General features: G+C 69.4%; 23 protein-coding genes and 1 tRNA gene. 11 read left to right on the plus strand and 13 right to left on the minus strand.

Going from position 1 to position 22,841, the window contains the following annotated elements; genetic code table 11:
- The first annotated feature begins 166 nt into the window (after positions 1-166).
- Both AB0F29_RS20240 and AB0F29_RS20245 read left to right on the plus strand, forming a co-directional pair.
- Entirely contained in the window at positions 167-691 is a 525-nt protein-coding gene (locus AB0F29_RS20240; RefSeq protein ID WP_361873831.1) for a DUF4365 domain-containing protein, read from the plus strand.
- Positions 688-1,842 carry a hypothetical protein gene (locus AB0F29_RS20245; protein ID WP_361873832.1) on the plus strand — a complete coding sequence of 385 codons (1,155 nt, stop codon included), beginning with the start codon at positions 688-690 and terminating at the stop codon, positions 1,840-1,842. The genes AB0F29_RS20240 and AB0F29_RS20245 overlap by 4 nt, the downstream gene beginning before the upstream one ends.
- Before the next feature lie 161 nt (positions 1,843-2,003).
- On the opposite strand, the gene AB0F29_RS20250 is transcribed toward AB0F29_RS20245, so the two are convergent.
- From AB0F29_RS20250 to AB0F29_RS20270, 5 genes are all read right to left on the minus strand, one after another.
- On the minus strand, positions 2,004-2,456 hold the full coding sequence (locus AB0F29_RS20250; RefSeq protein ID WP_361873834.1) for a hypothetical protein: 453 nt from the start codon (positions 2,454-2,456) through the stop codon (positions 2,004-2,006).
- Between the two features lie 13 nt (positions 2,457-2,469).
- Positions 2,470-3,327, minus strand: a complete 858-nt coding sequence (locus AB0F29_RS20255; protein WP_361873836.1) for a nucleotide-binding protein — start codon at positions 3,325-3,327, stop codon at positions 2,470-2,472.
- A 237-nt stretch (positions 3,328-3,564) separates the two neighbouring features.
- Positions 3,565-3,638: transfer RNA gene (locus AB0F29_RS20260), tRNA-Pro, on the minus strand.
- A gap of 28 nt (positions 3,639-3,666) precedes the next feature.
- Positions 3,667-4,437 carry a Pr6Pr family membrane protein gene (locus tag AB0F29_RS20265; protein ID WP_361873838.1) on the minus strand — a complete coding sequence of 257 codons (771 nt, stop codon included), beginning with the start codon at positions 4,435-4,437 and terminating at the stop codon, positions 3,667-3,669.
- 250 nt (positions 4,438-4,687) lie between these two features.
- A complete protein-coding gene (locus AB0F29_RS20270) occupies positions 4,688-5,626 on the minus strand; it encodes a metallophosphoesterase (protein ID WP_361873840.1) in 939 nt (312 codons plus the stop codon).
- 99 nt (positions 5,627-5,725) lie between these two features.
- On the opposite strand from AB0F29_RS20270, the gene AB0F29_RS20275 reads away from it, so the two are divergent.
- Complete coding sequence (locus AB0F29_RS20275; RefSeq protein WP_265600285.1) at positions 5,726-6,190, plus strand: GatB/YqeY domain-containing protein; 465 nt, start codon at positions 5,726-5,728, stop codon at positions 6,188-6,190.
- 127 nt (positions 6,191-6,317) lie between these two features.
- Here AB0F29_RS20275 and AB0F29_RS20280 read toward each other — a convergent pair whose 3' ends face one another.
- Positions 6,318-8,567: a transglycosylase domain-containing protein gene (locus AB0F29_RS20280; protein WP_361873843.1), complete on the minus strand. Its 2,250-nt coding sequence runs from the start codon at positions 8,565-8,567 to the stop codon at positions 6,318-6,320.
- Positions 8,568-9,291: 724 nt separating this feature from the next.
- On the opposite strand from AB0F29_RS20280, the gene AB0F29_RS20285 reads away from it, so the two are divergent.
- Complete coding sequence (locus AB0F29_RS20285; RefSeq protein ID WP_361873845.1) at positions 9,292-9,642, plus strand: WhiB family transcriptional regulator; 351 nt, start codon at positions 9,292-9,294, stop codon at positions 9,640-9,642.
- An 82-nt stretch (positions 9,643-9,724) separates the two neighbouring features.
- On the opposite strand, the gene AB0F29_RS20290 is transcribed toward AB0F29_RS20285, so the two are convergent.
- Complete coding sequence (locus AB0F29_RS20290; protein ID WP_361873847.1) at positions 9,725-11,176, minus strand: ArsA-related P-loop ATPase; 1,452 nt, start codon at positions 11,174-11,176, stop codon at positions 9,725-9,727.
- Positions 11,173-12,147, minus strand: a complete 975-nt coding sequence (locus AB0F29_RS20295; RefSeq protein WP_361873849.1) for an ArsA-related P-loop ATPase — start codon at positions 12,145-12,147, stop codon at positions 11,173-11,175. The genes AB0F29_RS20290 and AB0F29_RS20295 overlap by 4 nt, the downstream gene beginning before the upstream one ends.
- A gap of 72 nt (positions 12,148-12,219) precedes the next feature.
- Between AB0F29_RS20295 and AB0F29_RS20300 the strand changes: the two genes are divergently transcribed.
- The 4 genes from AB0F29_RS20300 to AB0F29_RS20315 all read left to right on the plus strand — a co-directional run bounded on the left by AB0F29_RS20300 (position 12,220) and on the right by AB0F29_RS20315 (position 14,855).
- Positions 12,220-12,378: a DUF4177 domain-containing protein gene (locus AB0F29_RS20300; RefSeq protein ID WP_003967454.1), complete on the plus strand. Its 159-nt coding sequence runs from the start codon at positions 12,220-12,222 to the stop codon at positions 12,376-12,378.
- Positions 12,378-12,848: a RidA family protein gene (locus AB0F29_RS20305; RefSeq protein ID WP_361873851.1), complete on the plus strand. Its 471-nt coding sequence runs from the start codon at positions 12,378-12,380 to the stop codon at positions 12,846-12,848. The genes AB0F29_RS20300 and AB0F29_RS20305 overlap by 1 nt, the downstream gene beginning before the upstream one ends.
- Positions 12,849-13,086: 238 nt before the next feature.
- The gene (locus AB0F29_RS20310; RefSeq protein ID WP_361873853.1) at positions 13,087-14,022 is read left to right on the plus strand and encodes an NUDIX hydrolase; all 936 of its coding nucleotides are present in this window, start codon (positions 13,087-13,089) and stop codon (positions 14,020-14,022) included.
- Positions 14,019-14,855, plus strand: a complete 837-nt coding sequence (locus AB0F29_RS20315) for an MBL fold metallo-hydrolase (protein ID WP_361873855.1) — start codon at positions 14,019-14,021, stop codon at positions 14,853-14,855. Before AB0F29_RS20310 ends, AB0F29_RS20315 begins: the two co-directional genes overlap by 4 nt.
- Positions 14,856-15,018: 163 nt before the next feature.
- Here the strand turns inward: AB0F29_RS20315 and AB0F29_RS20320 are convergent, their stop codons facing one another.
- A complete protein-coding gene (locus AB0F29_RS20320) occupies positions 15,019-15,693 on the minus strand; it encodes a Crp/Fnr family transcriptional regulator (protein WP_003967450.1) in 675 nt (224 codons plus the stop codon).
- A 547-nt stretch (positions 15,694-16,240) separates the two neighbouring features.
- Between AB0F29_RS20320 and nth the strand changes: the two genes are divergently transcribed.
- The 3 genes from nth (at position 16,241) to AB0F29_RS20335 (ending at position 19,173) form a co-directional block, all read left to right on the plus strand.
- The gene (gene nth / locus AB0F29_RS20325; RefSeq protein ID WP_018958850.1) at positions 16,241-16,987 is read left to right on the plus strand and encodes an endonuclease III; all 747 of its coding nucleotides are present in this window, start codon (positions 16,241-16,243) and stop codon (positions 16,985-16,987) included.
- A 118-nt stretch (positions 16,988-17,105) separates the two neighbouring features.
- On the plus strand, positions 17,106-17,876 hold the full coding sequence (locus tag AB0F29_RS20330; RefSeq protein WP_361873857.1) for a CoA pyrophosphatase: 771 nt from the start codon (positions 17,106-17,108) through the stop codon (positions 17,874-17,876).
- Positions 17,877-17,967: 91 nt separating this feature from the next.
- Positions 17,968-19,173 (plus strand): MarP family serine protease, encoded by a 1,206-nt coding sequence (locus AB0F29_RS20335; protein WP_361873859.1) that lies wholly within the window; start codon positions 17,968-17,970, stop codon positions 19,171-19,173.
- A 60-nt stretch (positions 19,174-19,233) separates the two neighbouring features.
- Here AB0F29_RS20335 and AB0F29_RS20340 read toward each other — a convergent pair whose 3' ends face one another.
- From AB0F29_RS20340 to nhaA, 4 genes are all read right to left on the minus strand, one after another.
- Positions 19,234-19,437, minus strand: coding sequence for a hypothetical protein (locus AB0F29_RS20340; RefSeq protein WP_073740733.1), 204 nt, complete (start codon positions 19,435-19,437; stop codon positions 19,234-19,236).
- A gap of 116 nt (positions 19,438-19,553) precedes the next feature.
- Positions 19,554-20,582 carry an alpha/beta hydrolase gene (locus AB0F29_RS20345; protein WP_361873861.1) on the minus strand — a complete coding sequence of 343 codons (1,029 nt, stop codon included), beginning with the start codon at positions 20,580-20,582 and terminating at the stop codon, positions 19,554-19,556.
- Positions 20,579-21,121, minus strand: a complete 543-nt coding sequence (locus AB0F29_RS20350; protein ID WP_361873863.1) for a phage holin family protein — start codon at positions 21,119-21,121, stop codon at positions 20,579-20,581. Before AB0F29_RS20350 ends, AB0F29_RS20345 begins: the two co-directional genes overlap by 4 nt.
- A 40-nt stretch (positions 21,122-21,161) precedes the next feature.
- Positions 21,162-22,577, minus strand: coding sequence for a Na+/H+ antiporter NhaA (gene nhaA / locus AB0F29_RS20355; RefSeq protein ID WP_361873865.1), 1,416 nt, complete (start codon positions 22,575-22,577; stop codon positions 21,162-21,164).
- Positions 22,578-22,841: the final 264 nt, after the last annotated feature.

The following is a 22,841-nucleotide window of genomic DNA, read 5'->3' on the forward strand; positions in this document are numbered from 1 at the left end:
AGGGAATATCAGTGCAGAAGGCCCCACCGCTGTCTAGCCCGCGGAGTCAACCTTCCTCAGCGGGGAGTCGGCATGGCGAGATCGCGCACCAGTCTGCGGCCTACGCCCCATTGCGCCGCAGGCCGCCACCCCTGACGATGACTGATCAAGGGTGGGAGGGCAACGAGTGGGGCTAAACAGTGAGGTCTGGCAGGGGCACTTTGCTGAGGGACTGGTGTGGGCTTTGTCCTGCGCAGCGGGACTCAACCCCGGTAAGCGGGAGCTTGATGTTGACGGCGTAGATATTCAGATAGGTTTCCCCGGAAAAGTAGGCACGACGCGTTATCCGCTGATTGAGGCTCAGGTTAAATCGTGCTGCAACCCCAGATACGTGGAGGACAGCTTCTCGTATTCAATACCCGTAAAAAATTACAATGACCTCGTCGGAACGGTGGGGCAAGAGCTGCCTCTTCGTCGTTATTTGTTCCTGGCTCACACTCCACCAGAGAAGTCTAGATACGTCACCTCCAGTCCTAATTCGAGCAACTTCCATCACGCCATCTACTGGGTAGATTTAATGGATCGCGAACCGCTTGACCCGGACACTCAAGCAAGCAAAGCGGTGCACGTGCCACGTGACAACCTCCTCACAGTAGAAAGTTTGATCCAGCTCGTAAAGGGAGAACTCGCCGAAAGCAAGGTTCCGTCATGATTGCGGATGTAGGCGGTTTCCATTTCGCGCAAGCCAGCGACCCGCAGCGTATCTCGCTATACCTGACCTCGCGTGGTTGGGAAGCGCACGAAGAAGCTGGCGGGACGTTGTGGATGGCTCACGATGAATCATATGAGGTTTTCGTGCCTCGGTATCGCGAAATGCGCGGATATGCCTCGCACATCCGAAGGCTTCTTTCCACCCTCGCCACGGCCGAAGGTAGGAGTGAACCTCAAATCTCCCTCGAGATCTCGGTTTCAGACGCGGATGTTCAGTACGTACGCACTGATCCGACCGGGGAGCCGGGTACGACGCCTATTGATGAAGGCGTCAAAGCCTTCGAGAGTTTGCGGCAGTGGGTTCTGTCTGGTGCCGTCGCAGTGAGTACTGACCGCATCCGCTTGGTCCAACCAGCACGCAAACCGGCTGCTGCATTGGACTTTATGCGATCGGTCCGGCTAGGCCCCACTTTCGAGGGAAGCTACATCCTCACGGTTTACATCCCAGTCCCGCCCCGAATTGGGCAGACTGAGATCGAGGTAGACCATCCGCAGGTGAGACTGCTGAGCCAGCCGTTCGAGCGCCGCGTGTCTCTTAAATTGCGAGAGGCTACAAACGCGGCGGTTTCGGCAGCAGACGATGTCATTCAGCGACGAGTAGGAATTGATGCGTTCAAACAGCGTGCCGAGAAGGGTGTGAATGCAAATCTGTGTGAGGCGCTAGTCGGATTTTCTTCTCCAGGCAGCGGTGAAGCCCGGATTGACTTTTCGTGGGCACTTTCTCGCCCGGTCGAGCCGGCGGGCCCCATCGGGTTGAATCGCGATCAAGTAAGTGTGCTCCGCGAAGCAGCACAGGAACTAAGGGCTGCCGCCCCGGAGGAGGATGTCACGGTTGCGGGCGCCGTAGTACGGCTGCATCGAGAGGGATCGCTCGGGGCGGGAGAAATCAGTATCGCCGGAATCGTCGAAGGTGGAAATAACGACCGCCTAAGGAGAATCTGGCTGGATCTCACCGAGAGTGACTACTCTCTTGCCACTCGTGCTCATGACCACGGCTCCACTGTCGCTGTTACGGGAAGCCTCGTGAAGCGTGGCAACCGATACGTCCTTCACAACCCCGTTGGATTTAGGGTTCGAGCCGAGGCTACGTAATTAGAGCCGGGTTAGAGATGGGCGGCCTGCTTGTTCCGTCCGCTCGATCTGCTCTGTGACCGCCTGATGGTTCCTGGATGATGTGAGACACCCGTGCTCATGTGGTCACTTTGTGAGCGCGTCCGCTTACCTGATATAAGCGCTGCTTCGATCGCCTGGGATCAGACAGCGAAGGCTTGACCGCATACGAGGCAGTGATAAGGGCCCGACGTCTCTTCGGTGACCTTTACCGGCTCGTATGAGTGGCAGGGGGATGCCACGATGACCATGTCGTCGGGTTCGGTGAGCGGCGAAGGCGCCTCTCGTGTATCAATGCTGCCCTTGACGTCGACCCTCAGGTACTTGCTGCGGGTCGGCTTGAACGCGTTCTTCAGCCCTTCCTCTACCAATCGGGCCGCGGCGGGAGCGATCACGCCCCTGGCGTAGTTGATCTGCTCCTGCGTCCACCACGAGTCCGGCCCCGCCGACTGCCCACAAAGAGGGCAGTAGTAGGTGGTGGGCAACGGTTGTTGCTCGGCCTCTTCACTCGCCGGCCCGTGATGCCACTTGAACTGACTGATGCAGTGGGGGCACTCCCGACGAACGAAGCCGTCGTGGTCCAGGGGCAGGCTCATCGGAATTTCCACGTCACGCCCCGTCCACGAATTCTTCGACCCTGATCGGCACCCCATCGGCGGTCTTGCCCGTCAGGACGACGTTGAAGTAGGAGTTCGATCGCACCCCCAGGGACCGAGCACTCATCACCCGTACGGACTTCCCGGCGGGCAGCTTCGGAACGGGGAACTCGCCATGGTTGCGGGTGACGAGCTCGTTCTTCTCTTCGGCTTCCACATCCAGGTCGTAGACGTCCCCTGGGCCGTGGTTGGTGATCACGACCGCACCCATCTTTCTCGACCCGTTGTCGATGTAGCGGGCACTGAGCCGAGGGGTACCGGCTGCTTGCGACGACGGCAGCTTCCTTCCCAGCGGAAGCCCGCCACCTGGCGACACAGGAGGAGTGAGGTCGCCAGCGTCATGCCAGTCCGTACCGGTCAGCCGCACAGCGCACCCCGCAGTCTGCAGACGCGTCGCGAGGTCCTGCCGCTTCCTCGTGGAGTTGTCGAGGCGGATCACATGACGGCCGTGAATGTCGCTGAACACCTTCACCTGCCCAAGCTCCACGATCACGGTGCGGTTCTCGTCACGGCCCATGGCCATGCCTGCCTCGAACAGAACGTTCGGCCGGGGCTGCATCTGCGGGCTGCACTCGGGGTCCCCGGCATACGTGAGGCTCTCGTGGAGATAGGTGACATCGTCAGGAGTCTGGAGCACGACCACCGCCTGCGCGTTCGAGAACGCCGTGTCCAAGACCTCGCCGATGTACGGGGAGCCCTTGCCGGTCAGCTGGATGGCCTCGGACCACTCGATCGGATCGAGGCCGATCGCCCGCAGAAACTCGAAGAGCCCCTTGCGAGCGAGTTCGTTTCGTCCGTGGATCACGAACACCTTGCGAGGGTCTGCGTCGCCCTCAGCCACTCGATCTGCCATGTCTTGCTCACCGCTCACGGTCGAGGGAGAACTGTCCCCGGCGACGGTAGCGGCAGGCACTGACAGTCCGGTGTGCTCAATGCTGGGAGCCGGAATCTGAGATCGGCTCCCAAACGGCTCCCAAGACGCCCCCGGAAACCACTCAGGGGCCTGATCCACTAAGTGGATCAGGCCCCTGACCTGGTGTTTCAGCTGTCGGGGTGGCGGGATTTGAACCCACGACCTCTTCGTCCCGAACGAAGCGCGCTGCCAAGCTGCGCTACACCCCGATGTCCACCGGACTCCCGGCGACATCGATTACTTTAGCCCACCGGCGGCCGGAGGCGAAATCCGGTTTCTCCGGTGCTGGAACCGCCCCGCCACGTTCGGCCGGAGGTGGTCCGCGGTGGTGATCAGGACGCCCAGGGCGGCGAAGAGGAGGCCGAGGGCGAGGGCCTGGGTGAAGGTCCCGGCGTAGCCGTACGTGTCGACGTCGAGGAACGGGTACGGGTAGCGGGCCGCGGCGTCGGGGGAGAGCAGGGCTCCGCGGGTCAGGACGAGGGCCAGGTAGGCCGCGGGGGCGGACAGCCAGAGGGGGATGTGGGCCAGGCGCAGCGTGCGGGGGGCGGTCAGCAGGAGCCAGTCCGCGGCGACGGCCGAGGGGGTCACCGTGTGGAGCAGGAGGCTCGCGGTGGTGGACCAGTCGGCCCCCGGGCCCGGACCGGCGCGGGAGGTGCTCAGCGGGGAGTCGCCGTGGTTCACCAGCACCAGGTGGTACATCAGGGCGGTGACCGCGGCGAGCAGGAGCACCCCGCCCGACAGTCTCGGCGACAGCGGTGGCCCGCCCCGCCAGGAACGTACGGCCGACCATCCGAAGGCGCCCGCGACCAGGAGGTTCGACAGGACCGTGAAGTGGATCAGCGTCGGTGACGCGTAGCCGGTCGCCAGGGCGATGACCGGGCCCGTGGCCGCCGCCCCGCACGCGGTCGCGCGCAGGGCCGTGGCCCACGGGCGGCGGGGCGCTGCGGGGGCCGGGAGCACCTCTGCCGCCCGGGGGCGGGGGAGCAGGGTGCTCCGGGGCGGGGTCATGATTCGTACCGTAAGCGGGTGGGAAGCCCCCCGCGATTCGTCCGCCCACCGTGCGTGCCCCTCGCTCGGACGCCTCGGCGACAGTGCCCTGGTCCCGCCCCGCGTGCGCTGGTCCCGCCCCGGCCCCGCCCCGCGTGCCCTGGTCCCGTCCGACCCCCGACCCCCGCCCCGCGTCCGTCGCGCGCTGTGGGCCCGCCCCGTGTGCTCCGGCCCGGCCCGTGTGCTCCGGCCGGCACAGCTCCGCGCCCGCTCAGGCCTTCGGCGTCAGCGTCAGCAGGGTGACCTCGGGCGGGCAGGCGAAGCGGACCGGGGTGTAGCGGTTGGTGCCGCAGCCCGCGGAGACGTGGAGGTAGGCGCGCCGGTCGCCGACCGTGTGGCTGGACAGGCCCTTGACCCGGTCGGTGTCCAGGTCGCAGTTGGTGACCAGCGCCCCGTAGAACGGGATGCACAGCTGTCCGCCGTGCGTGTGGCCCGCCAGGATCAGGGGGTAGCCATCGGCCGTGAAGGCGTCCAGGGAGCGCAGGTACGGGGCGTGGACCACGCCGATGGAGAGGTCGGCGCCGCTCACAGGGCCGCCCTGGACCTCGGCGTAACGGTCCCGCTTGATGTGCGGGTCGTCCAGACCGGTGAACGCCAGCTCCAGGCCGTCGAGCTTGAGACGGCCCCGCGTGTTCGACAGGTTGAGCCAGCCCGCCTCGTCGAAGGCGTCACGCATCGGCTCCCACGGGTTGTGGACGACGCCGACCGCGGGGGCGTTGCCGTTGAGGCCGTGCTTGCCCCGGGCCTTCTCCAGGAGGTAGCGCGCGGGGTTGCGGAGCTTGGGGCCGTAGTAGTCGTTGGAGCCGAAGACGTACACCCCCGGGAACTCCATCAGCGGGCCGAGCGCGTCGAGCACCTCGGGCACGGCCTTCGGATCGGAGAGGTTGTCGCCGGTGTTCACGACGAAGTCGGGGCGCAGGCCGGCGAGCGACTGGAGCCAGGCGCGCTTCTTGCCCTGGCCGCTCACCATGTGGATGTCGGAGACCTGGAGCACGCGCAACGGACGCGCCCCGTGCGGGAGTACGGGAACGGTGACCCGTCGCAGGCGGAACGAGCGGGCCTCGAACCCGGCGGCATAGGCGAGTCCGGCGGCGCCGACCGCCGCGCCGACTGCCGTGACTTTCAGGGGTACTCCGTAGCGTGCGCGCATGTGCCCATGGTCGCAGAAGCGGAACCGTGAGCGGAAAACCGGTGGGGCGGCCGGAAAACCGGTGGGCGGCTCCGGCCCCGTACCTGTCACAATCGCGGCATGACCACGCTCAAGTCCAAGCTCAAGGAAGACCTCCACACGGCCATGAAGGCGCGTGACGAGCTGACCTCGTCCACCCTTCGGCTCACCCTCACCGCGATCACCAAGGAAGAGGTCAGCGGCACGTCGGCGCGCGAGCTCTCCGACGACGAGGTGCAGAAGGTGATCGCCAAGGAGGCGAAGAAGCGCCGTGAGGCGGCCGAGGCCTTCGCCCAGGGCGGCCGGACCGAGCAGGCCGAGCGGGAGAAGGCGGAGGGCGAGCTGCTCGACGGCTATCTGCCCCAGCAGCTCTCCGACGACGAGCTGAACGCGATCGTGGCGTCCGCCGTCGAGGAGGCGAAGGCCGCCGGGGCCGAGGGGCCGCGTGCGATGGGTGCCGTCATGAAGATCGTCAACCCGAAGGTCGCCGGGCTCGCCGAGGGCGGCCGGGTCGCCGCCGCGGTGAAGAAGCTCCTCGCCGGCTGAGGCACACGCGGAGAAGACGGAGAAGACGGAGAAGACAGAGAAAAGGGTGGGCGCCCCGGTCCTCGACCGGGGCGCCCACCCTTTTCTCTGTCCGCACGGGTGCGGGAGACAGGGATACGGATATGGGTCAGGGGCCGTTCTGGCCTCGCCCGCCGCCGCCACCGCCCGGTCCGCCGATCACGCCGTCCGGGAGTTCGATGCCGGGGAACCGGTTGCCGTCGTCGCCGGGCTTGGCGTCGTCGCGGTCCTCGTCGTCGCGGTCGCGATCCCGGTCGCCCTTCTCCTTCTCCTTGTCCTTCTTCTCCTTGCCCCGGGGGACGGCGACCGGGTTGAACCCGGGAGTCTCCGCCGCGTCCAGGGCTCCGGTCATCGCGATGCGCCAGATCGGACCGGGCAGGCAGCCGCCGCAGACCTTGTCGTAGTACTGGCCGCCGATGGTGACACCGAACATCGAGCTCTTCTCGCCGACGTCGTCACCGACCCACACCGCGGTGGAGAGGTTCGGCGTGTACCCGACGAACCAGGCGTCCTTGCGGTCGTTGGTCGTACCGGTCTTGCCCGCGTTGTCCCGGTCGCTGAGTCCGGCCTGCGTACCGGTGCCGTCCTCCACGACGCCCTTGAGCATCTGGTTGATCGTGTCCGCGGTCTTCTCGCTCATCGCCCGCGAGCAGGACGTCTTCGGCACGGAGATCTTCTTGCCCTGCGGGTCCTTGATGGACTCGATGGCGATCGGCGTGCAGTAGGTGCCCCGATTGGCGAACGCGGCGTACGCGCCGGCCATGGAGAGCGGGGTGCTCACCTCACTGCCGAGGGTGATCGACGGGTTCTCGACGACCTTCTTGCCGTCACCGCGCTCGTAGCCGACCTTCTTGGCCATCTCCACGGTCTCGCAGAGGCCGGCCTTCTGCTCCAGCAGCGCGAAGTAGGTGTTGATGGACTTGCCGAGCGCGCTCGTCATGTCCCAGGTGCCCTTTTCGGACTCCAGCTCGTTCTGCAGGGCCCAGTCCGCGTGACCGGCCGGGGAGCCGGTGCAGTTCCGGAAGTCCCGCTCCTTGAGCGTCATCTTCCAGTCCGTCGAGAACGTCGTCGCGGGGCTGATGCCCTTCTCCAGCGCCGCGGCCGCGGTGAACGGCTTGAACGTCGAGCCGGTCTGGAAGCCGTACGTGCTGCCGCCCATCTTGTTGCTGACGGCGAGGTTGAGCACGGTCTCGTTCTGCTTCTGGTCCAGGCCGTACGGGCGGGACTGGCCCATGGAGAGGATCTTGCCGCTGCCCGGCTGGACCTGCACCACGGACGCCGCGAACTTGTCGTCCTTGTTGACCCTCGCGGTGGCGGCCTCGTTGGCGGCCTTCTGGGCGCGCGGGTCCAGCGTGGTCCGGATGGTCAGACCGCCGAGGTTCCAGAGCTTGGCCCGGTCCTCGTCGGTCTTGCCGAAGGCGGGGTCGGTGAGGATCGTCTTGCGGACGTAGTCGCAGAAGAAGCCGGAGCCGCTGACGGCGGTGATGCAGCCGTTCTTCGGCCGGGAGACTTCCAGCTTGATGGGCGACTTCATCGCCTTGTCGGCCTCGGCCTGCGAGATGGTCTTGACCGCGGCCATCCGTGCCAGCACGATGTTGCGGCGCTTGGTCGCTTCCTCCGAGTCGTTGACCGGGTCGTAGCGGCTCGGCGACTGCACGAGGCCGGCGAGCAGCGCGGCCTCCTCCAGCTTGAGGTCCTTGGCGTGCTTGGAGAAGTAACGCTGGGAGGCGGCCTCGACGCCGTACGCCTGCTGGCCGAAGAACGTGATGTTGAGGTAGTTCTCCAGGATCTTCTTCTTGCCGAGCTCCTCCTCGACCTGGATCGCGTACTTCAGCTCGCGGACCTTGCGGCCGAGCGTCTGCTGTGTGGCCTCGGCGACCTTCTCCGGGTCGTCGCCCGCCTCCTCGACGAAGACGTTCTTCACGTACTGCTGGGTGAGGGTCGACGCGCCCTGCGCCGCCCCGCCCGCCTGCACGTTGCGGTTCATCGCGCGGAGGATGCCCTTGAGGTCGACCGCGCCGTGCTCGTAGAAGCGGGAGTCCTCGATCGCGATGATCGCGTCCTGCATGTACGGCGAGATGTCCTTGAGCGGGACGACCGTGCGGTCGCGGGAGTAGACCGTGGCGATGGTGCCGCCGTCGCGGTCCTGGATCGTGGTCCGCTGACTGAGCGGTGGAGTCTTGAGGTTGGAGGGGATCTCGTCGAATCCTTCGACCGTCCCCTTGGCGGCGAGCCCCAGCGCTCCGGCTGCGGGCAGCGCGATGCCTGCCAGGACAGCTCCGGAGAGCGCGGCGACACCGAGGAACTTGGCGGCCTGCTGGGTCGTGGTGAGACCCCCGCCCGAGCGCTTCTTTGGCATAGGGGGCAGCCTAATCCGTAGTGATGAACGTGTCGCAGGAGCAGGGCCTCTCGGAGCGTTCGGGTACCGGACCGTGACATCCGGACGGGTTCGCCGTGGTGTCCGAAGGGGTTGGCCCTAACGCCCGGACGAGTCGGCCGTAACGCCCGAAGGGGGCGGCCGTGACGTCCGGACAGGCCCGCCGTGACATCCGAACACGTCGGGCCCCTGCCTTACGGAGCCTGTCGCGGCCTTCCGGTGAGAGCGTGCCGGGCTTCGCGGCGCGGGCGCGAGGGCGCGCGGGCGCGGGCCGCCTACGTTCTCATTCGCCGGACAGACGGAGAGGCCTTGGCCTAAGCTGCTCCCAACTGTCACAGCAGACCGGTTCCGTATCAAGCCTCCTGCAACCCCATGCGCATCTTCTGGTCATTCTTCACCCGGCGGATGAGTAACCGCATTGCTCTTCACGTGACCATCGAGGCGCACCCGAAATCGCCCCGTATGTCGCGAGAAGTCCCTTGCAACTTGAGTGCACTGTCCCTTTTTCGCAGAGATAGTCGCGCATGTCCTCGGGTCACTCCCCTGGGTGATCTGCCGCATACGCATAGTCCGTTCGGACCATTCAAGATTGGGCCCGAAGGGGGTGTTGTGCTGTCCCTACCTTCCGTAACGTCCTCAACTGGCAGCGGTGAATATGCCGTTACCGCCGTGGGGGAGCCTCGATTCGGGAGAGGACGGCGCCGGGATGGGCTGGGTAACCGACTGGAGTGCGCAGGCAGCCTGCCGCACTACCGATCCGGATGAACTGTTCGTACAAGGGGCAGCGCAGAACAGGGCCAAGGCGGTGTGCACCGGATGTCCGGTGCGGACCGAGTGCCTGGCCGATGCGCTCGACCATCGCGTCGAATTCGGCGTGTGGGGTGGAATGACGGAGAGGGAGCGCCGCGCACTGTTGCGGCGCCGGCCCACCGTCACGTCCTGGCGCCGACTGCTGGAGACCGCGCGCAGCGAGTACGAGCGGTCCACCGGTGTTCTGCCCGGGGTCATCGGGCTGGAGGACGAGGAGCTGCACGAGACGTACGCGGCCGTCGGGTAGGCGTCGGCACGGCCGAGTCGGCCTGTATGCCATCAGGCCCGGTGGGTGGTGCGTAACGCCGCTCCGGCAGGGGGCAGGGGGTCTACGCCGCTCCGGCAGGGGGCGGGGTGGAACCGTCCGCCAGGCGGTCGCCGATGGCCCGGAGGCCGTTCAGGTCGTGTACGTCGCCGGGCAGCGCTGCCACGGCCGTCACCGGCACCTCGGGGTGCAGCGCGGTGAAGCGGTCGCGGGTGCGGTGCTCGCGGGCGACGACCTGCATGCGCTCGGCGTGCAGACGCAGCAGACCCGCCGTCAGTTCCTCGACGCCCACGCCCACGGCCTCGTCGGCGGTCGCGTCGGCGGAGCCGGGCGCGTCTGCGGGGCTCGTCGCGTCGTCAGGGGTGTTCGCGGATGTCGCGATGTTCTCGTGGGGCTGCTCGTTCTCCGTCGTGTCCTGGTGCTCGGCTGCGGGCTCGGGGCCGGACGCCTGCCCGGCCTCGGGGGAGAGGGGCGGCTCGGTCGGTCCGGAAGCGGTGACCGCCGGGTCGGGGGCTTCCTGGTCACCAAGGCCAGCTTTCCCGGCCCGCTGATCCACAATGCGGGTGTCGTCAAGATTTTCTGCGGCGGCCAGTGCCTGCTCGGCGGAGAGCCGCGAAGCCTCGCTGCCGTGCACGCGGTTGAGGACCAGACCGGCCAGCGGCATGTCCTCGGCGGCCAGCCGTTCCACGAAGTAGGCGGCCTCGCGCAGCGCGTCCTGTTCCGGGGTCGCGACCACGAGGAAGGCCGTGCCGGGCGCCTGGAGCAGCTTGTACGTGGCGTCCGCGCGGCTGCGGAAGCCGCCGAACATGGTGTCCATCGCGGCGACGAACGTCTGGACGTCCCGCAGGAACTGACCCCCGAGCAGCTTGCCCAGCGTTCCGCTCATCATCGACATGCCGACATTGAGGAACTTCATCCCGGCCCGGCCGCCCACCTTCGCGGGCGCCATCAGCAGCCGGATGAACTTCCCGTCGAGGAACGATCCGAGCCGCTTCGGCGCGTCCAGGAAGTCCAGCGCGGAGCGCGAGGGAGGGGTGTCGACGATGATCAGGTCCCACTCGTCGCGTGCCCGCAGCTGCCCGAGCTTCTCCATCGCCATGTACTCCTGCGTACCGGCGAACCCGGCCGACAGGGACTGGTAGAAGGGGTTCTCCAGGATCGCCCTGGCCCGTTCGGCGTCCGCGTGCGCCTCGACGGTCTCGTCGAAGGTCCGCTTCATGTCCAGCATCATGGCGTGCAGTTCGCCCTCGCCGTCGATGCCGTCGACCCGCCTCGGCACGTTGTCCAGCCGGTCGATGCCCATGGACTGGGCGAGTCGGCGGGCCGGGTCGATGGTGAGGACGACGACCTTACGGCCGCGCTCGGCCGCCCGTACGCCCAGGGCGGCGGCGGTCGTGGTCTTGCCGACCCCGCCGGAGCCGCAGCACACGACGATCCGGATGCCCGGGTCGTCCAGCAGCGCGTCCGTGTCCAGCCCCGCCACGGACGGGCCCCCACCGGCTGTGTTCGCCGTCATGCCTCTCCCTCTTCCCCCGCGCCCTGCTTACGGAGCTCCGTGGCCAGGTCGTGCAGCGCGGCGAGGTCCACCCCGTCGCCGATCAGCGGGAGCTCCGCCGTCGGCAGGCCGAGGCCGGCCAGCACCGCGCGCTGCTCCCGCTCCAGGCCGACCCGCTCGGCGTGCTCGGCCGCCTGCTCGACCAGGGGCCGTACGAGCGCCGCGGAGCCGGTCACTCCGGCCCGGGTCAGCGCTTTGGCGATCTCCTTGCGGCGGCCGCCCGCGGCGGTGCGCAGGGCGTCCTCGTCGAGCAGATGCGGGCGGACCATGTTCACGAAGACGCTGCCCACCGGCAGTTCGGCGGCGCGCAGCTCGGCGATGCCGTCCGCGGTCTCCTGGACCGGCATCTCCTCCAGGAGGGTCACCAGGTGGACCGCGGTCTGCGGGGACTTCAGGACCCGCATCACGGCCTGGGCCTGGTTGTGTATGGGGCCGATCCGGGCCAGCCCGGCGACCTCGTCGTTGACGTTCAGGAAGCGGGTGATCCGGCCGGTCGGCGGGGCGTCCATGATCACGTGGTCGTAGACGAACCGGCCCTGTTTGTCCTTGCGGCGTACGGCTTCGCACGCCTTGCCGGTCAGCAGGACGTCCCGGACGCCGGGCGCGATGGTGGTGGCGAAGTCGATCGCGCCGAGCTTCTTCAGCGCCCGGCCGGCGCTGCCGAGCTTGTAGAACATCTGGAGGTAGTCGAGGAGCGCGCGTTCGGCGTCGATCGCCAGCGCGTACACCTCGCCGCCGCCCGGCGCGACGGCGATCTTGCGCTCCTCGTAGGGGAGCGCCTCGGAACCGAAGAGCTGGGCGATGCCCTGTCTGCCCTCGACCTCGACGAGGAGGGTGCGCCTGCCCTCGGTCGCGAGGGCGAGCGCGAGGGCGGCGGCGACCGTGGTCTTACCGGTGCCGCCCTTGCCGCTGACGACCTGGAACCTGCTCACGTATTCGAGCCTAACCAGTCCGGCCCCGGGCTACGCAAGGGACCGGACGTGCCAGGCGTTACAGTCGGGCCCATGACCAAGTGGGAATACGCGACCGTGCCGCTTCTCGTGCACGCGACCAAGCAGATTCTGGACACCTGGGGCGAGGACGGCTGGGAGCTGGTCCAGGTCGTTCCCGGCCCGAACAACCCCGAGCAGCTCGTGGCCTACCTGAAGCGGGAGAAGGCGTAGTGGCGGGCGCCGTCGAGGCGCGGCTGGCCGAGCTCGGCCTGACCCTGCCCGCCGTCGTGCCGCCGCTGGCCTCGTACCAGCCGGCCGTACGGTCCGGGGTGTACGTGTACACCTCGGGCCAGCTGCCGATGGTGGACGGCAAGCTCGCCGTCACCGGCAAGGTCGGCGCCGAGGTCACGCCGGACGAGGCGAAGGAGCTCGCGAAGACCTGCGCGCTCAACGCCCTGGCCGCCGTGAAGTCGGTCGTCGGCGATCTGGACCGGATCAAGCGCGTCGTGAAGGTCGTGGGTTTCGTCGCCTCGGCCTCCGACTTCACCGGCCAGCCCGCCGTGATCAACGGAGCCAGCGAGCTGCTGGGCGCGGTCCTCGGCGACAAGGGCGTGCACGCCCGCAGCGCCGTGGGCGTCGCCGTGCTGCCGCTGGACGCACCGGTCGAGGTCGAGGTCCAGGTGGAGCTCGACGACGCCTGAGAATCCCCTCGCGCTCTGCCTTCGATCCCGTCCGGTCCTCGCGACCGGGCGGGATCGTCCGTGTACGGGGCTTGGCCGGTGTGTACGGGCGTGGTGCGGGCGGTTTCGTGGCATGGCCGGCGCGTACGAGGCGGGACGGGCGTGTACGGGGCAGGACGGGCGGGTACGGGGCGTGTCGGGTCACCGCGACGATCAGGGAACCCTCGAACATCGGCGCGGTTCCGGATAGCCTCCGGCCATGTCCCAAGGTCAGTGGTACCCCCCGGAATGGCCCGACCGGATCCGGGCCCTCGCCGCCGGTGAGCTGACGGCCGTGACCCCCCGGCGGGCCGCCACCGTGATGCTGCTCCGCGATCCGGGCGGACCCGAGGCGGGCGGGACGGGCGGCGATCCGGGCGGGACGGGCGGCGCGCCCGGTGGCCCTGTCGTGCACATGCTTCGCCGCCGGACCTCCATGGCCTTCGCCGGGGGCGCGTACGCCTATCCGGGTGGCGGGGTCGATCCGCGCGACGACGACCGGCTGATCGGGTGGGCCGGGCCCCCGCTGGAGCAGTGGGCCGCCCGGCTCGGCGTGGCGACGGTCGCCGAGGCGCAGGCCGTCGTCTGCGCGGCGGTGCGCGAGACGTTCGAGGAGGCGGGTGTCCTCCTCGCCGGGCCGACCGCGGGCACCGTGGTCGGCGACACGACCGGGGACGACTGGGAGGCCGACCGGGAGGCGCTGGTCGCCCGGGAGCTGTCCTTCGCGGAGTTCCTGGACCGGCGGGGCCTGGTGCTGCGCTCGGACCTGCTGGGCGCCTGGGCGCGCTGGATCACGCCGGAGTTCGAACCGCGCCGGTACGACACCTGGTTCTTCGTCGCCGCGCTCCCCGAGGGGCAGCGCACCCGGGACGTCTCCACGGAGGCCGACCGCACCGTGTGGATCGCCCCCGCCGACGCGGCCCGCCGTTACGACCGGGGCGAGCTGCTGATGATGCCGCCCACCGTGACCACGCTGCGGGCCCTCGCGCCGTACAGGACGGCCGCGGAGGCCCTCGGGGCGGCCGACGGACAGGACATGGCCCCGGTCCTCGCGCAGGCCCGTCTGGAGGGCGGCGAACTGGTGCTGAGCTGGCCGGGGCACGACGAGTTCACCAAACACGTACCCGCGGCCGGCCCGGCGGGCGGTAGAGCGTGAGCGACGCGGCAGCACTGCCCGGACAGCCGCGCGGAACCGTGGCCTCCGGCCCCGCGACCACCCGCACGGTCAACATCCTCGCCCCCAACCCGTCCGCGATGACGCTCGACGGGACGAACACCTGGATCGTGGCCGAGCCCGGCTCCGACCTCGCGGTCGTCATCGATCCCGGGCCGCTCGACGACGTACACCTGCGGGCCGTGATCGGGGCGGTGGAGCGGTCCGGGCGGCGCGTGGGCCTCACGCTGCTCACCCATGGCCACCCCGACCACGCTGAGGGCGCGGGGCGGTTCGCGGAGCTGACGGGGACGAAGGTGCGAGCCCTGGACGCCGCGCTGCGGCTGGGCGACGAGGGCCTGGCGGCGGGCGACGTGATCACCACGGGCGGCCTGGAGCTGCGGGTCGTGCCGACGCCCGGGCACACGGCGGACTCGCTCTCGTTCCATCTGCCCGCCGACCGGGCGGTGCTGACGGGCGACACGATCCTCGGCCGCGGCACGACGATGGTCGCGCACCCGGACGGGCGGCTCGGCGACTACCTGGACTCGCTCAGGCGGCTGCGGTCGCTGACGGTCGACGACGGCGTCCACACGGTGCTGCCGGGCCACGGCCCGGTGCTGGAGGACGCGCAGGGGGCGGTGGAGTTCTACCTGGCCCACCGCGCGCACCGGCTCGCCCAGGTGGAGACGGCGGTGGAGGCCGGGCACCGTACGCCGTCGGAGGTGGTGGCGACGGTGTACGCCGACGTGGACCGCTCCCTGTGGCCGGCCGCCGAGCTGTCGGTGCGGGCGCAGCTGGAGTATCTGACCGAGCACGGGCTGATCCAGAACTGATCGGGCCCCCGCGCGGCGAAGGGCCCGCGCGGCGAAGGGCCCGCGCGGCGAAGGGCCCCGCCGGCGGACGTACCGGAGTGCGTACTCCGGTACGTGCCGCCCCGGTCGGTGCGTACTCCGACACCTGCCCGGCCGACGGGGCCCTTCGCGTACGGAAACGAGGTCAGCGCGAACGCTTCGCCAGCCGCTCCACGTCCAGCAGGATGACCGCACGGGCCTCCAGGCGCAGCCAGCCGCGGCCCGCGAAGTCCGCGAGCGCCTTGTTGACCGTCTCGCGGGAGGCGCCGACCAGCTGGGCCAGCTCCTCCTGGGTGAGGTCGTGCACGACGTGGATGCCTTCCTCGGACTGGACGCCGAAGCGGCGCGACAGATCCAGGAGGGCGCGGGCGACACGGCCCGGCACATCGGAGAAGACCAGGTCGGACATCTGGTCGTTGGTCTTGCGCAGCCGACGGGCGACCGCGCGCAGCAGCGCGGTGGCCACCTCGGGCCGGGCGTTCAGCCAGGGCTGCAGGTCGCCGTGGCCGAGGCCGAGGAGCTTGACCTCGGTCAGCGCGGAGGCGGTCGCCGTACGGGGGCCCGGGTCGAAGAGCGACAGCTCCCCGATCAGCTCGCCGGGGCCGAGCACGGCCAGCATGTTCTCGCGCCCGTCGGGCGAGGTGCGGTGGAGCTTCACCTTGCCCTCGGTGACCACGTACAGGCGGTCTCCCTGGTCGCCCTCGTGGAACAGCGCGTCTCCGCGCGCGAGGGTCACCTCACTCATCGAGGCGCGGAGCTCCGCGGCCTGCTCATCATCGAGCGCCGCGAAAAGCGGGGCGCGCCGCAGAACGTCGTCCACGAGTTCTCTCCTTGTCGGCCTGTTCAGGGAACCGTGGTCCCCATCATGCCGGACGGTAAAACAGTGCGATCAATCACAAACCAGTTTGACGCACGGGCGTGCCGGACCCTACGGCAGGGGGCCGATCGGGGGTGGATATGCCGTGACGGCGGTGGTTGTCGGTGCCTGGCTCTAGGCTGGCCGGGTGTCCAGAACGCCGGGGAGAGCGCAGGCCGAGGGGGCTGGCGCGGCCTCGAAGGGCGGCGATTCCGCTGTGGGCGAACAGTCCTGGCCGCGCCCGGAGAATGCCGCGAATGGCTCCCTCGGAGGGGCGCGCGGATCCCCCGGAGAGCCGGGGGAGCCGCTCCGGAAGTCGGCCAGGAGGTCCGCAGTGTCATCGTCGTCGTCATCGCCAACGCCCGCCCAACCCGGCGAATCTGGCAAATCCGACAAAAAAGCCAAGGCGGCCACGGCGCGTACGGCGGCCACGGCGCGTACGGCGGCCAAGGCCAAGGCGGCCAAGGCGCCTTCGGAGCGCAAGGCGCCGAAGGCGGAGTCGCACCTCGCGATGGTCCGCCGGGCCCGCCGGATCAACCGCGAGCTCGCCGAGGTCTATCCGTACGCCCATCCCGAGCTGGACTTCCGTAACCCGTTCGAGCTTCTCGTGGCCACGGTCCTCTCCGCCCAGACCACGGACCTGAGGGTCAACCAGACCACCCCGGCGCTCTTCGCCGCCTACCCCACCCCCGAGGACATGGCGGCGGCGGTGCCGGAGGAGATGGAGGAGATCATCCGGCCGACCGGGTTCTTCCGGGCGAAGACCAAGTCGCTGCTCGGCCTCTCGGCCGCCCTCCGGGACGAGTTCGGCGGCGAGGTCCCGGGGCGCCTGGAGGACCTGGTGAAGCTGCCCGGCGTCGGCCGCAAGACCGCCAACGTGGTCCTGGGCAACGCCTTCGGCGTCCCCGGCATCACCGTCGACACGCACTTCGGGCGTCTGGTGCGGCGCTGGAAGTGGACCGACGAGGAGGACCCGGTGAAGGTCGAGGCGGTCGTCGCCGGGATCTTCCCCAAGAGCGAGTGGACGATGCTCTCGCACCGGGTGGTGTTCCACGGCCGCCGGATCTGCCACGCCCGCAGGCCTGCCTGCGGCGCCTGCCCCATCGCCCCGCTCTGTCCTTCGTACGGAGAGGGCGAGACCGATCCGGAGAAGGCCGGGAAGCTCCTCAAGTACGAGATGGGCGGCTATCCGGGCCAGCGGCTCAGCCCGCCCGCCGACTACCCGGGAAAGCCCGCGCCCGCGCTCGGGGCGGGGTGAGGGCGACGCCCCACGCACGGCCCCCCGCACCTTCACCCCTCAGGACGGAACGGCTCGGAACGAAATGGCCGACGACAGGCGTTGTGAATCGACGGGGGTGCCTATGACGCACACGCACATGACGCACACGCACACGCACACGCATACACACGGCACGACGCACGCCGGGAACGACCTCGCCGAGGGGCCGGGTCACAGCGGTGGCAGCCGTGCCCCCGACCCGGCCGTCGCCGTCACCACGGACGGCCTGCCCGCGTGGCTCGACCCCGTCGCGGCGGCCGCGCGCAGCGTCCAGCCGCAGCAGCTCAGCCGCTTCCTGCCGCCCGAGAGCGGGGCGGGCCGGCAGTCCGCCGTCCTGGTCCTGTTCGGCGAGGGGAAACGCGGGCCCGAGCTGCTGCTGATGGAGCGTTCCGGGACCCTGCGCTCCCACGCCGGGCAGCCGTCCTTCCCCGGCGGCGCGCTGGATCCCGAGGACGGCGACCAGGCCACCACCGGGCCCCTGAGGGCGGCGCTGCGCGAGGCCGAGGAGGAGACCGGGCTCGACCCCCGGGGCGTACAGCTCTTCGGTGTGCTGCCCCGGCTCTACATCCCGGTCAGCGGTTTCGTCGTGACGCCCGTGCTCGGCTGGTGGCGCGCGCCCAGCCCGGTCGGGGTGGTCGATCCGGCCGAGACGGCCCGGGTCTTCACGGTCCCCGTGGCGGATCTCACGGACCCCGCGAACCGGGCCACGGCCATCCACCCGAGCGGGCACAGCGGCCCGGCGTTCCTGGTCGAATCGGCCCTGGTCTGGGGTTTCACCGCCGGAGTGATCGACCGGATTATGCATTACGCGGGATGGGAACGCCCCTGGGACAAGGCCAGACAGGTGCCGCTCGACTGGCGCGCATGACACGCTGGCTGTCCTGCTGCGCTGTTCCGGGCCCGGCCCGGACCCCGTCACCACCGACGGGCCAGGTGACGAAACTGCGAGGCTACAGACGGTGAACGTGCTGGACATCCTGCTGCTGCTGGCTGCCGTGTGGTTCGCGGTCATCGGCTATCGCCAGGGTTTCGTCGTCGGCATCCTGTCGGTGATCGGCTTCCTCGGGGGCGGTCTCGTCGCCGTCTACCTGCTGCCGGTCATCTGGGACCGGTTGACCGAGGACGCCGAGGTCTCCACCGCCGTCGCCATCGGCGCGGTCGTCATCGTGATCGTCTGCGCCTCGGTCGGCCAGGCCTTCACCACCCATCTGGGCAACCGGCTCCGCCGGTACATCACGTGGTCGCCCGCGCGCGCCCTGGACGCCACCGGAGGCGCCCTGGTCAATGTGGTGGCCATGCTGCTGGTGGCCTGGATGATCGGCCTGCTGCTGGCGGGCACCTCGCTGCCGACCCTCGGCAAGGAGGTCCGCAGCTCATCGGTCCTGCTCGGGGTCGACCGGGTGATGCCGAAGCAGGCGCCCAGCTGGTTCCAGGACTTCTCCTCCGTCCTCGCGCAGAACGGCTTCCCGCAGGTCTTCAGCCCGTTCGCCAACGAGCCGATCACCGAGGTCAAGGCCCCGGACCCGGCCCTCGTGGGCAGCCCGGTGGCCGCCCGCGCCAAGAAGTCGATCGTCAAGGTCGTGGGCACCGCCCCGAGTTGCGGCAAGGTCCTCGAAGGCACCGGCTTCGTCTTCTCCGAGCGCCGGGTGATGACCAACGCCCATGTGGTCGGCGGCGTGGAGGAGCCCACTGTGCAGATCGGCGGCGAAGGCCGGCTGTACGACGCGAAGGTCGTCCTCTACGACTGGCAGCGCGACATCGCGGTCCTGGACGTCCCCGATCTCCGGGCCAGGCCCCTGCAGTTCACCGGCCCGGACGATGACGCGGAGACCGGCGACAGCGCGATCGTCGCGGGCTTCCCCGAGAACGGCGCGTACGACGTGCGCTCGGCCCGCGTCCGCGCCCGCATCGACCCCGACGGCCCGGACATCTACCACCGGGGCACGGTGCGCCGCGATGTGTACTCGCTCTACGCGACGGTGCGCCAGGGCAACTCGGGTGGCCCGCTGCTCACTCCGGACGGAAAGGTGTACGGAGTGGTGTTCGCCAAGTCGCTCGACGACCCGGAGACCGGCTACGCGCTGACGGCCGACGAGATCCGCGAGGACATCGAGATCGGCCGTGAGGCCAACCAGCAGGTCGACAGCCAGGGCTGCGCCCTCTAGGGCGTGTCCGACACTGGTGCCTGACACCCCTGGGGCCCGCCCCGGCCGAGCCGGTGAGGGTCAGTTACGGGGGTGTCGGAGCCGTGCCGAGACCCAGCGGGCCCGACGGCGGAGGATGCGCGGAATCCCGAGGCGGGAACGGTGAAGGTCATGCACATCGTGCACCCGGCCCCGGGGGCCGCCCCCCTCATGAGTGCTCACACCGGCTGACGCGGTGGAGCGGCGGTTGCGTGCTTCGTCAGTGAAGTCGTGCGTCCAGCCCATACCCCGACGTCTGCCCGTGACCCAAGGTCGGTAATCGTGCGCGAGTCAGCCAATTGGCCTATGCGGCGGGCAATTGGCTGTTCGTCGGACACGCGTGCCCGTGGCGGGCGGGGCGGCTATCGGTCGGGCTCGGGGTCCTTGAGCCAGTTGATGAGTTCGGTGGAGAAGCCGATCGGATCCTCCTCGTGCGGGAAGTGCCCGACACCGTCGAAAAGTCGCCACCGGTAGGGCGCCTCGACGTACTGGCCGGACCCGGCCGAACTACGGGTGCGGACCGCCGGATCGAGCGACCCGTGCAGGTGCAGGGTGGGCACCCGGACCGGACGCTTCATCCGCCGGTTGAACTGGACCCCGTCCGGACGGGCCATCGACCGCACCATCCAGCGGTACGGCTCGATCGAGCAGTGGGCGGTGGAGGGGATGCTCATGGCACGCCGGTAGACGTCCAGGGTCTCCTCGTCGGGGAACTCCGGGGTGCGGGGGCCCGCCCAGTCCTGGATGAGGCTCCCGACCAGCGCCGCGTCGTCCGCGAGGAGCTGACGCTCCGGAAGCCACGGGCGCTGGAAGCCCCAGACGTACGAACCGGCCCGCGACTGCGCGAAGTCGGACAGCATCGACGAGCGCCAGCGGCGCGGGTGCGGCATGGAGGAGACGGCGAGCCGGCGGACCAGCTTGGGCCGCATCACCGCGGCCGTCCAGGCGAGGTAGCCGCCGAGGTCGTGGCCGACCAGGGCCGCGTCGGGCTCGCCCAGGGAGCGGATCACCCCGGTGACGTCGAGGGCCAGGTTGGCGGGGTCGTAACCGCGTGGTGTGCGGTCGCTGCCGCCCACCCCGCGCAGGTCCATCGCGACCGCCCGGAACCCCGCGTCGGCGAGCGCGGTCAGCTGGTGGCGCCAGGTCCACCAGAACTGCGGGAAGCCGTGCAGCAGGAGCACCAGCGGCCCCTCGCCCATCTCCGCGATGTGGAACCGCGCACCGTTGGCCGCCACGTCGCGGTGGGTCCAGGGGCCGTCGAGGCGCACCGGGCCACCGGAGGCCCGGCCCGCGGAGCTGGTGGCCGGTTCGGCCGGGGCTGCCGGACCCGTCGGGCCCGTCGGGTCCACCGGACGCGTCGGGCCGAATGCGCTGGAATCGGGAACCGTCATGTGGACGAGCGTGCCACAGCGTCGGCCCTGCCCTTACCGGCGTCCTCTGCGGAGCCGCTCTCGACGCTCTTCTTCGCCAGGCTGCTGCCGGAGCGCTCGATGATCGCGTCGGCCGCGATCGACGGGCGCGGGTGCGGCTTGGCCTTCTGCAGGACCGCGGCGGTCTGCTTGGCGGAGGCGATGGACTTCTCCGGCGGCTTGATCTTCTTGAACTTCCGCAGACCGATGAACCCGATCAGGGCGGCCAGCAGAATGAAGGCGCCGGCCACGATCAGGAAGCACCACGCCAGACCCAGGCCCGAGCTGTGGATCCAGTACGCGGCCGCGAAGCTCAGCATCGGCATCGTGAACAGCAGCAGTACGCCCGCGGCGATGAACGCCGCGCTGCCGATCGCCCCGCGCTTGACGTCCTGCCGTACCTCCGCCTTGGCCAGGGCGATCTCGTCGTGCACCAGCGCGGACATCTCGGCCGTCGCCGAGGCGACCAGCTGCCCGATGCTGCGGTCCGCACTGCCCGCGTAGTTGCCGGGGTCGCTCATCCCTGACTCCCTCTCCGTCTTCGACACGTCCGATGTCAGATCATGCCGGACTGTTCGGCTCGTCGCGCGCTGCCCCCGCCCGCTCTTCGGCGAGACGGCGGTGTTCTGCCGCCTTCCGCTCGTGGATGGCGGCCATCCGCAGGTGGTATTCCGGATCATCCTGCTCGTAGACGTCGGGTACCCCGGATTCGTCCTCGTCCAGCTCCTCGGCCTCGTACAGCTCCTTGTACCTGCGTACCCGGAGTTTGAGCAGTACGCAGGCGAGCAGGGCCGCGATCAACGAACCGAGCAGTACGGCGGCCTTGATCTCGTTGATCATCTCCGGGTCGCCCTCGAAGGCCAGCTCCCCGATGAGCAGTGAGACGGTGAAGCCGATGCCGGCGAGCGAGGCGAGTGCCAGGACATCCGCCCAGGCCAGGTCCTTGTTCAGCTCCGCCTTGGTGAAGCGGGCGGCGAGGTAGGTGCCGCCGAAGATGCCGACGGTCTTGCCGACGACGAGACCGAGGACGACGCCGAGCGTTTCGGGCCGGGTGAAGACGCCGGCCAGCGCCTCACCGTTCAGCGCGACCCCGGCCGAGAACAGGGCGAACAGCGGGACGGCGATCCCGGCGGACAGCGGGCGGACCAGGTGTTCGATGTGCTCGCCGGGGGAGTGCTTCTCGCCCTCGCGACGGGTGCAGCGCAGCATCAGCCCCATCGCGACCCCGGCGATGGTGGCGTGGATGCCGCTGTTGTACATCAGGCCCCAGATGACCAGGGCGAGCGGAACGTAGACGTACCAGCCCCGGACATCGAAGCGGAGGAGGAAGTAGAAGACGGCCAGGCCGAGGACGGCCCCGCCGAGCGCCAGGAAGTTCAGGTCCGAGGTGAAGAACACCGCGATGATCAGGATCGCGAAGAGGTCGTCGACGACGGCCAGGGTCAGCAGGAAGGCCCGCAGCGCGGACGGCAGCGAGGTGCCGATCACCGCGAGGACGGCGAGCGCGAAGGCGATGTCGGTCGCGGTGGGGACGGCCCAGCCGTTCGTCGAGCCTCCGCCGACGACCACGGTGAAGTAGTAGACGAGGGCGGGCACGGCCATGCCGCACAGGGCCGCCACCACCGGGAGGGCCGCGGCCTTCGGATCGCGGAGTTCGCCCGCCACCAGTTCGCGCTTGAGCTCGACGCCGGCGACGAAGAAGAAGACCGCGAGCAGCCCGTCCGCCGCCCAGTGCGCGACGGAGAGGTCCAGGCCGATGGCGTCGATACCGAAGTGGAACTTGCTGACCGCTTCGTACGAGTCGCCGAAGGCGTTGGCCCAGACGAGCGCGGCGACCGCCGCGGCCAGCAGGAGCACTCCGCCGACCGTCTCGGTGCGGAGAGCTTCCGCAACGTAGTTCCGCTCGGTGAGGGAGAGCCGGCCGAGCAGCGGGCGCCGGGGCGGGGCGGGCGGAGCGGGCGGGTTGGGCGGTGCCACGAGAGGACCTCCAGGTCAGGGGCGGCATGAGGGCATGGCTGATGGACATGCCGACCAGACTTCCCGGCGCCCCTGTGGAGATGTTCTCTGCAGTTGTGGTGAAGCGCCCACTCTACCGGGGGCGTGAAGAGCGGGACCGTATTAACCGCATTGGGTGATCTTCAGGCTAAATGCCCGATGGGCACCCGGCGCGTTGCCGGATGCCCATCGGAGCCGTACTCCGTAGCCCTGTGTCTGTACGGTGCCGACTCTGTACGGTGCCTG

Source organism: Streptomyces sp. NPDC026589 (assembly GCF_040638385.1).
Taxonomy (GTDB): Bacteria; Actinomycetota; Actinomycetes; order Streptomycetales; family Streptomycetaceae; genus Streptomyces.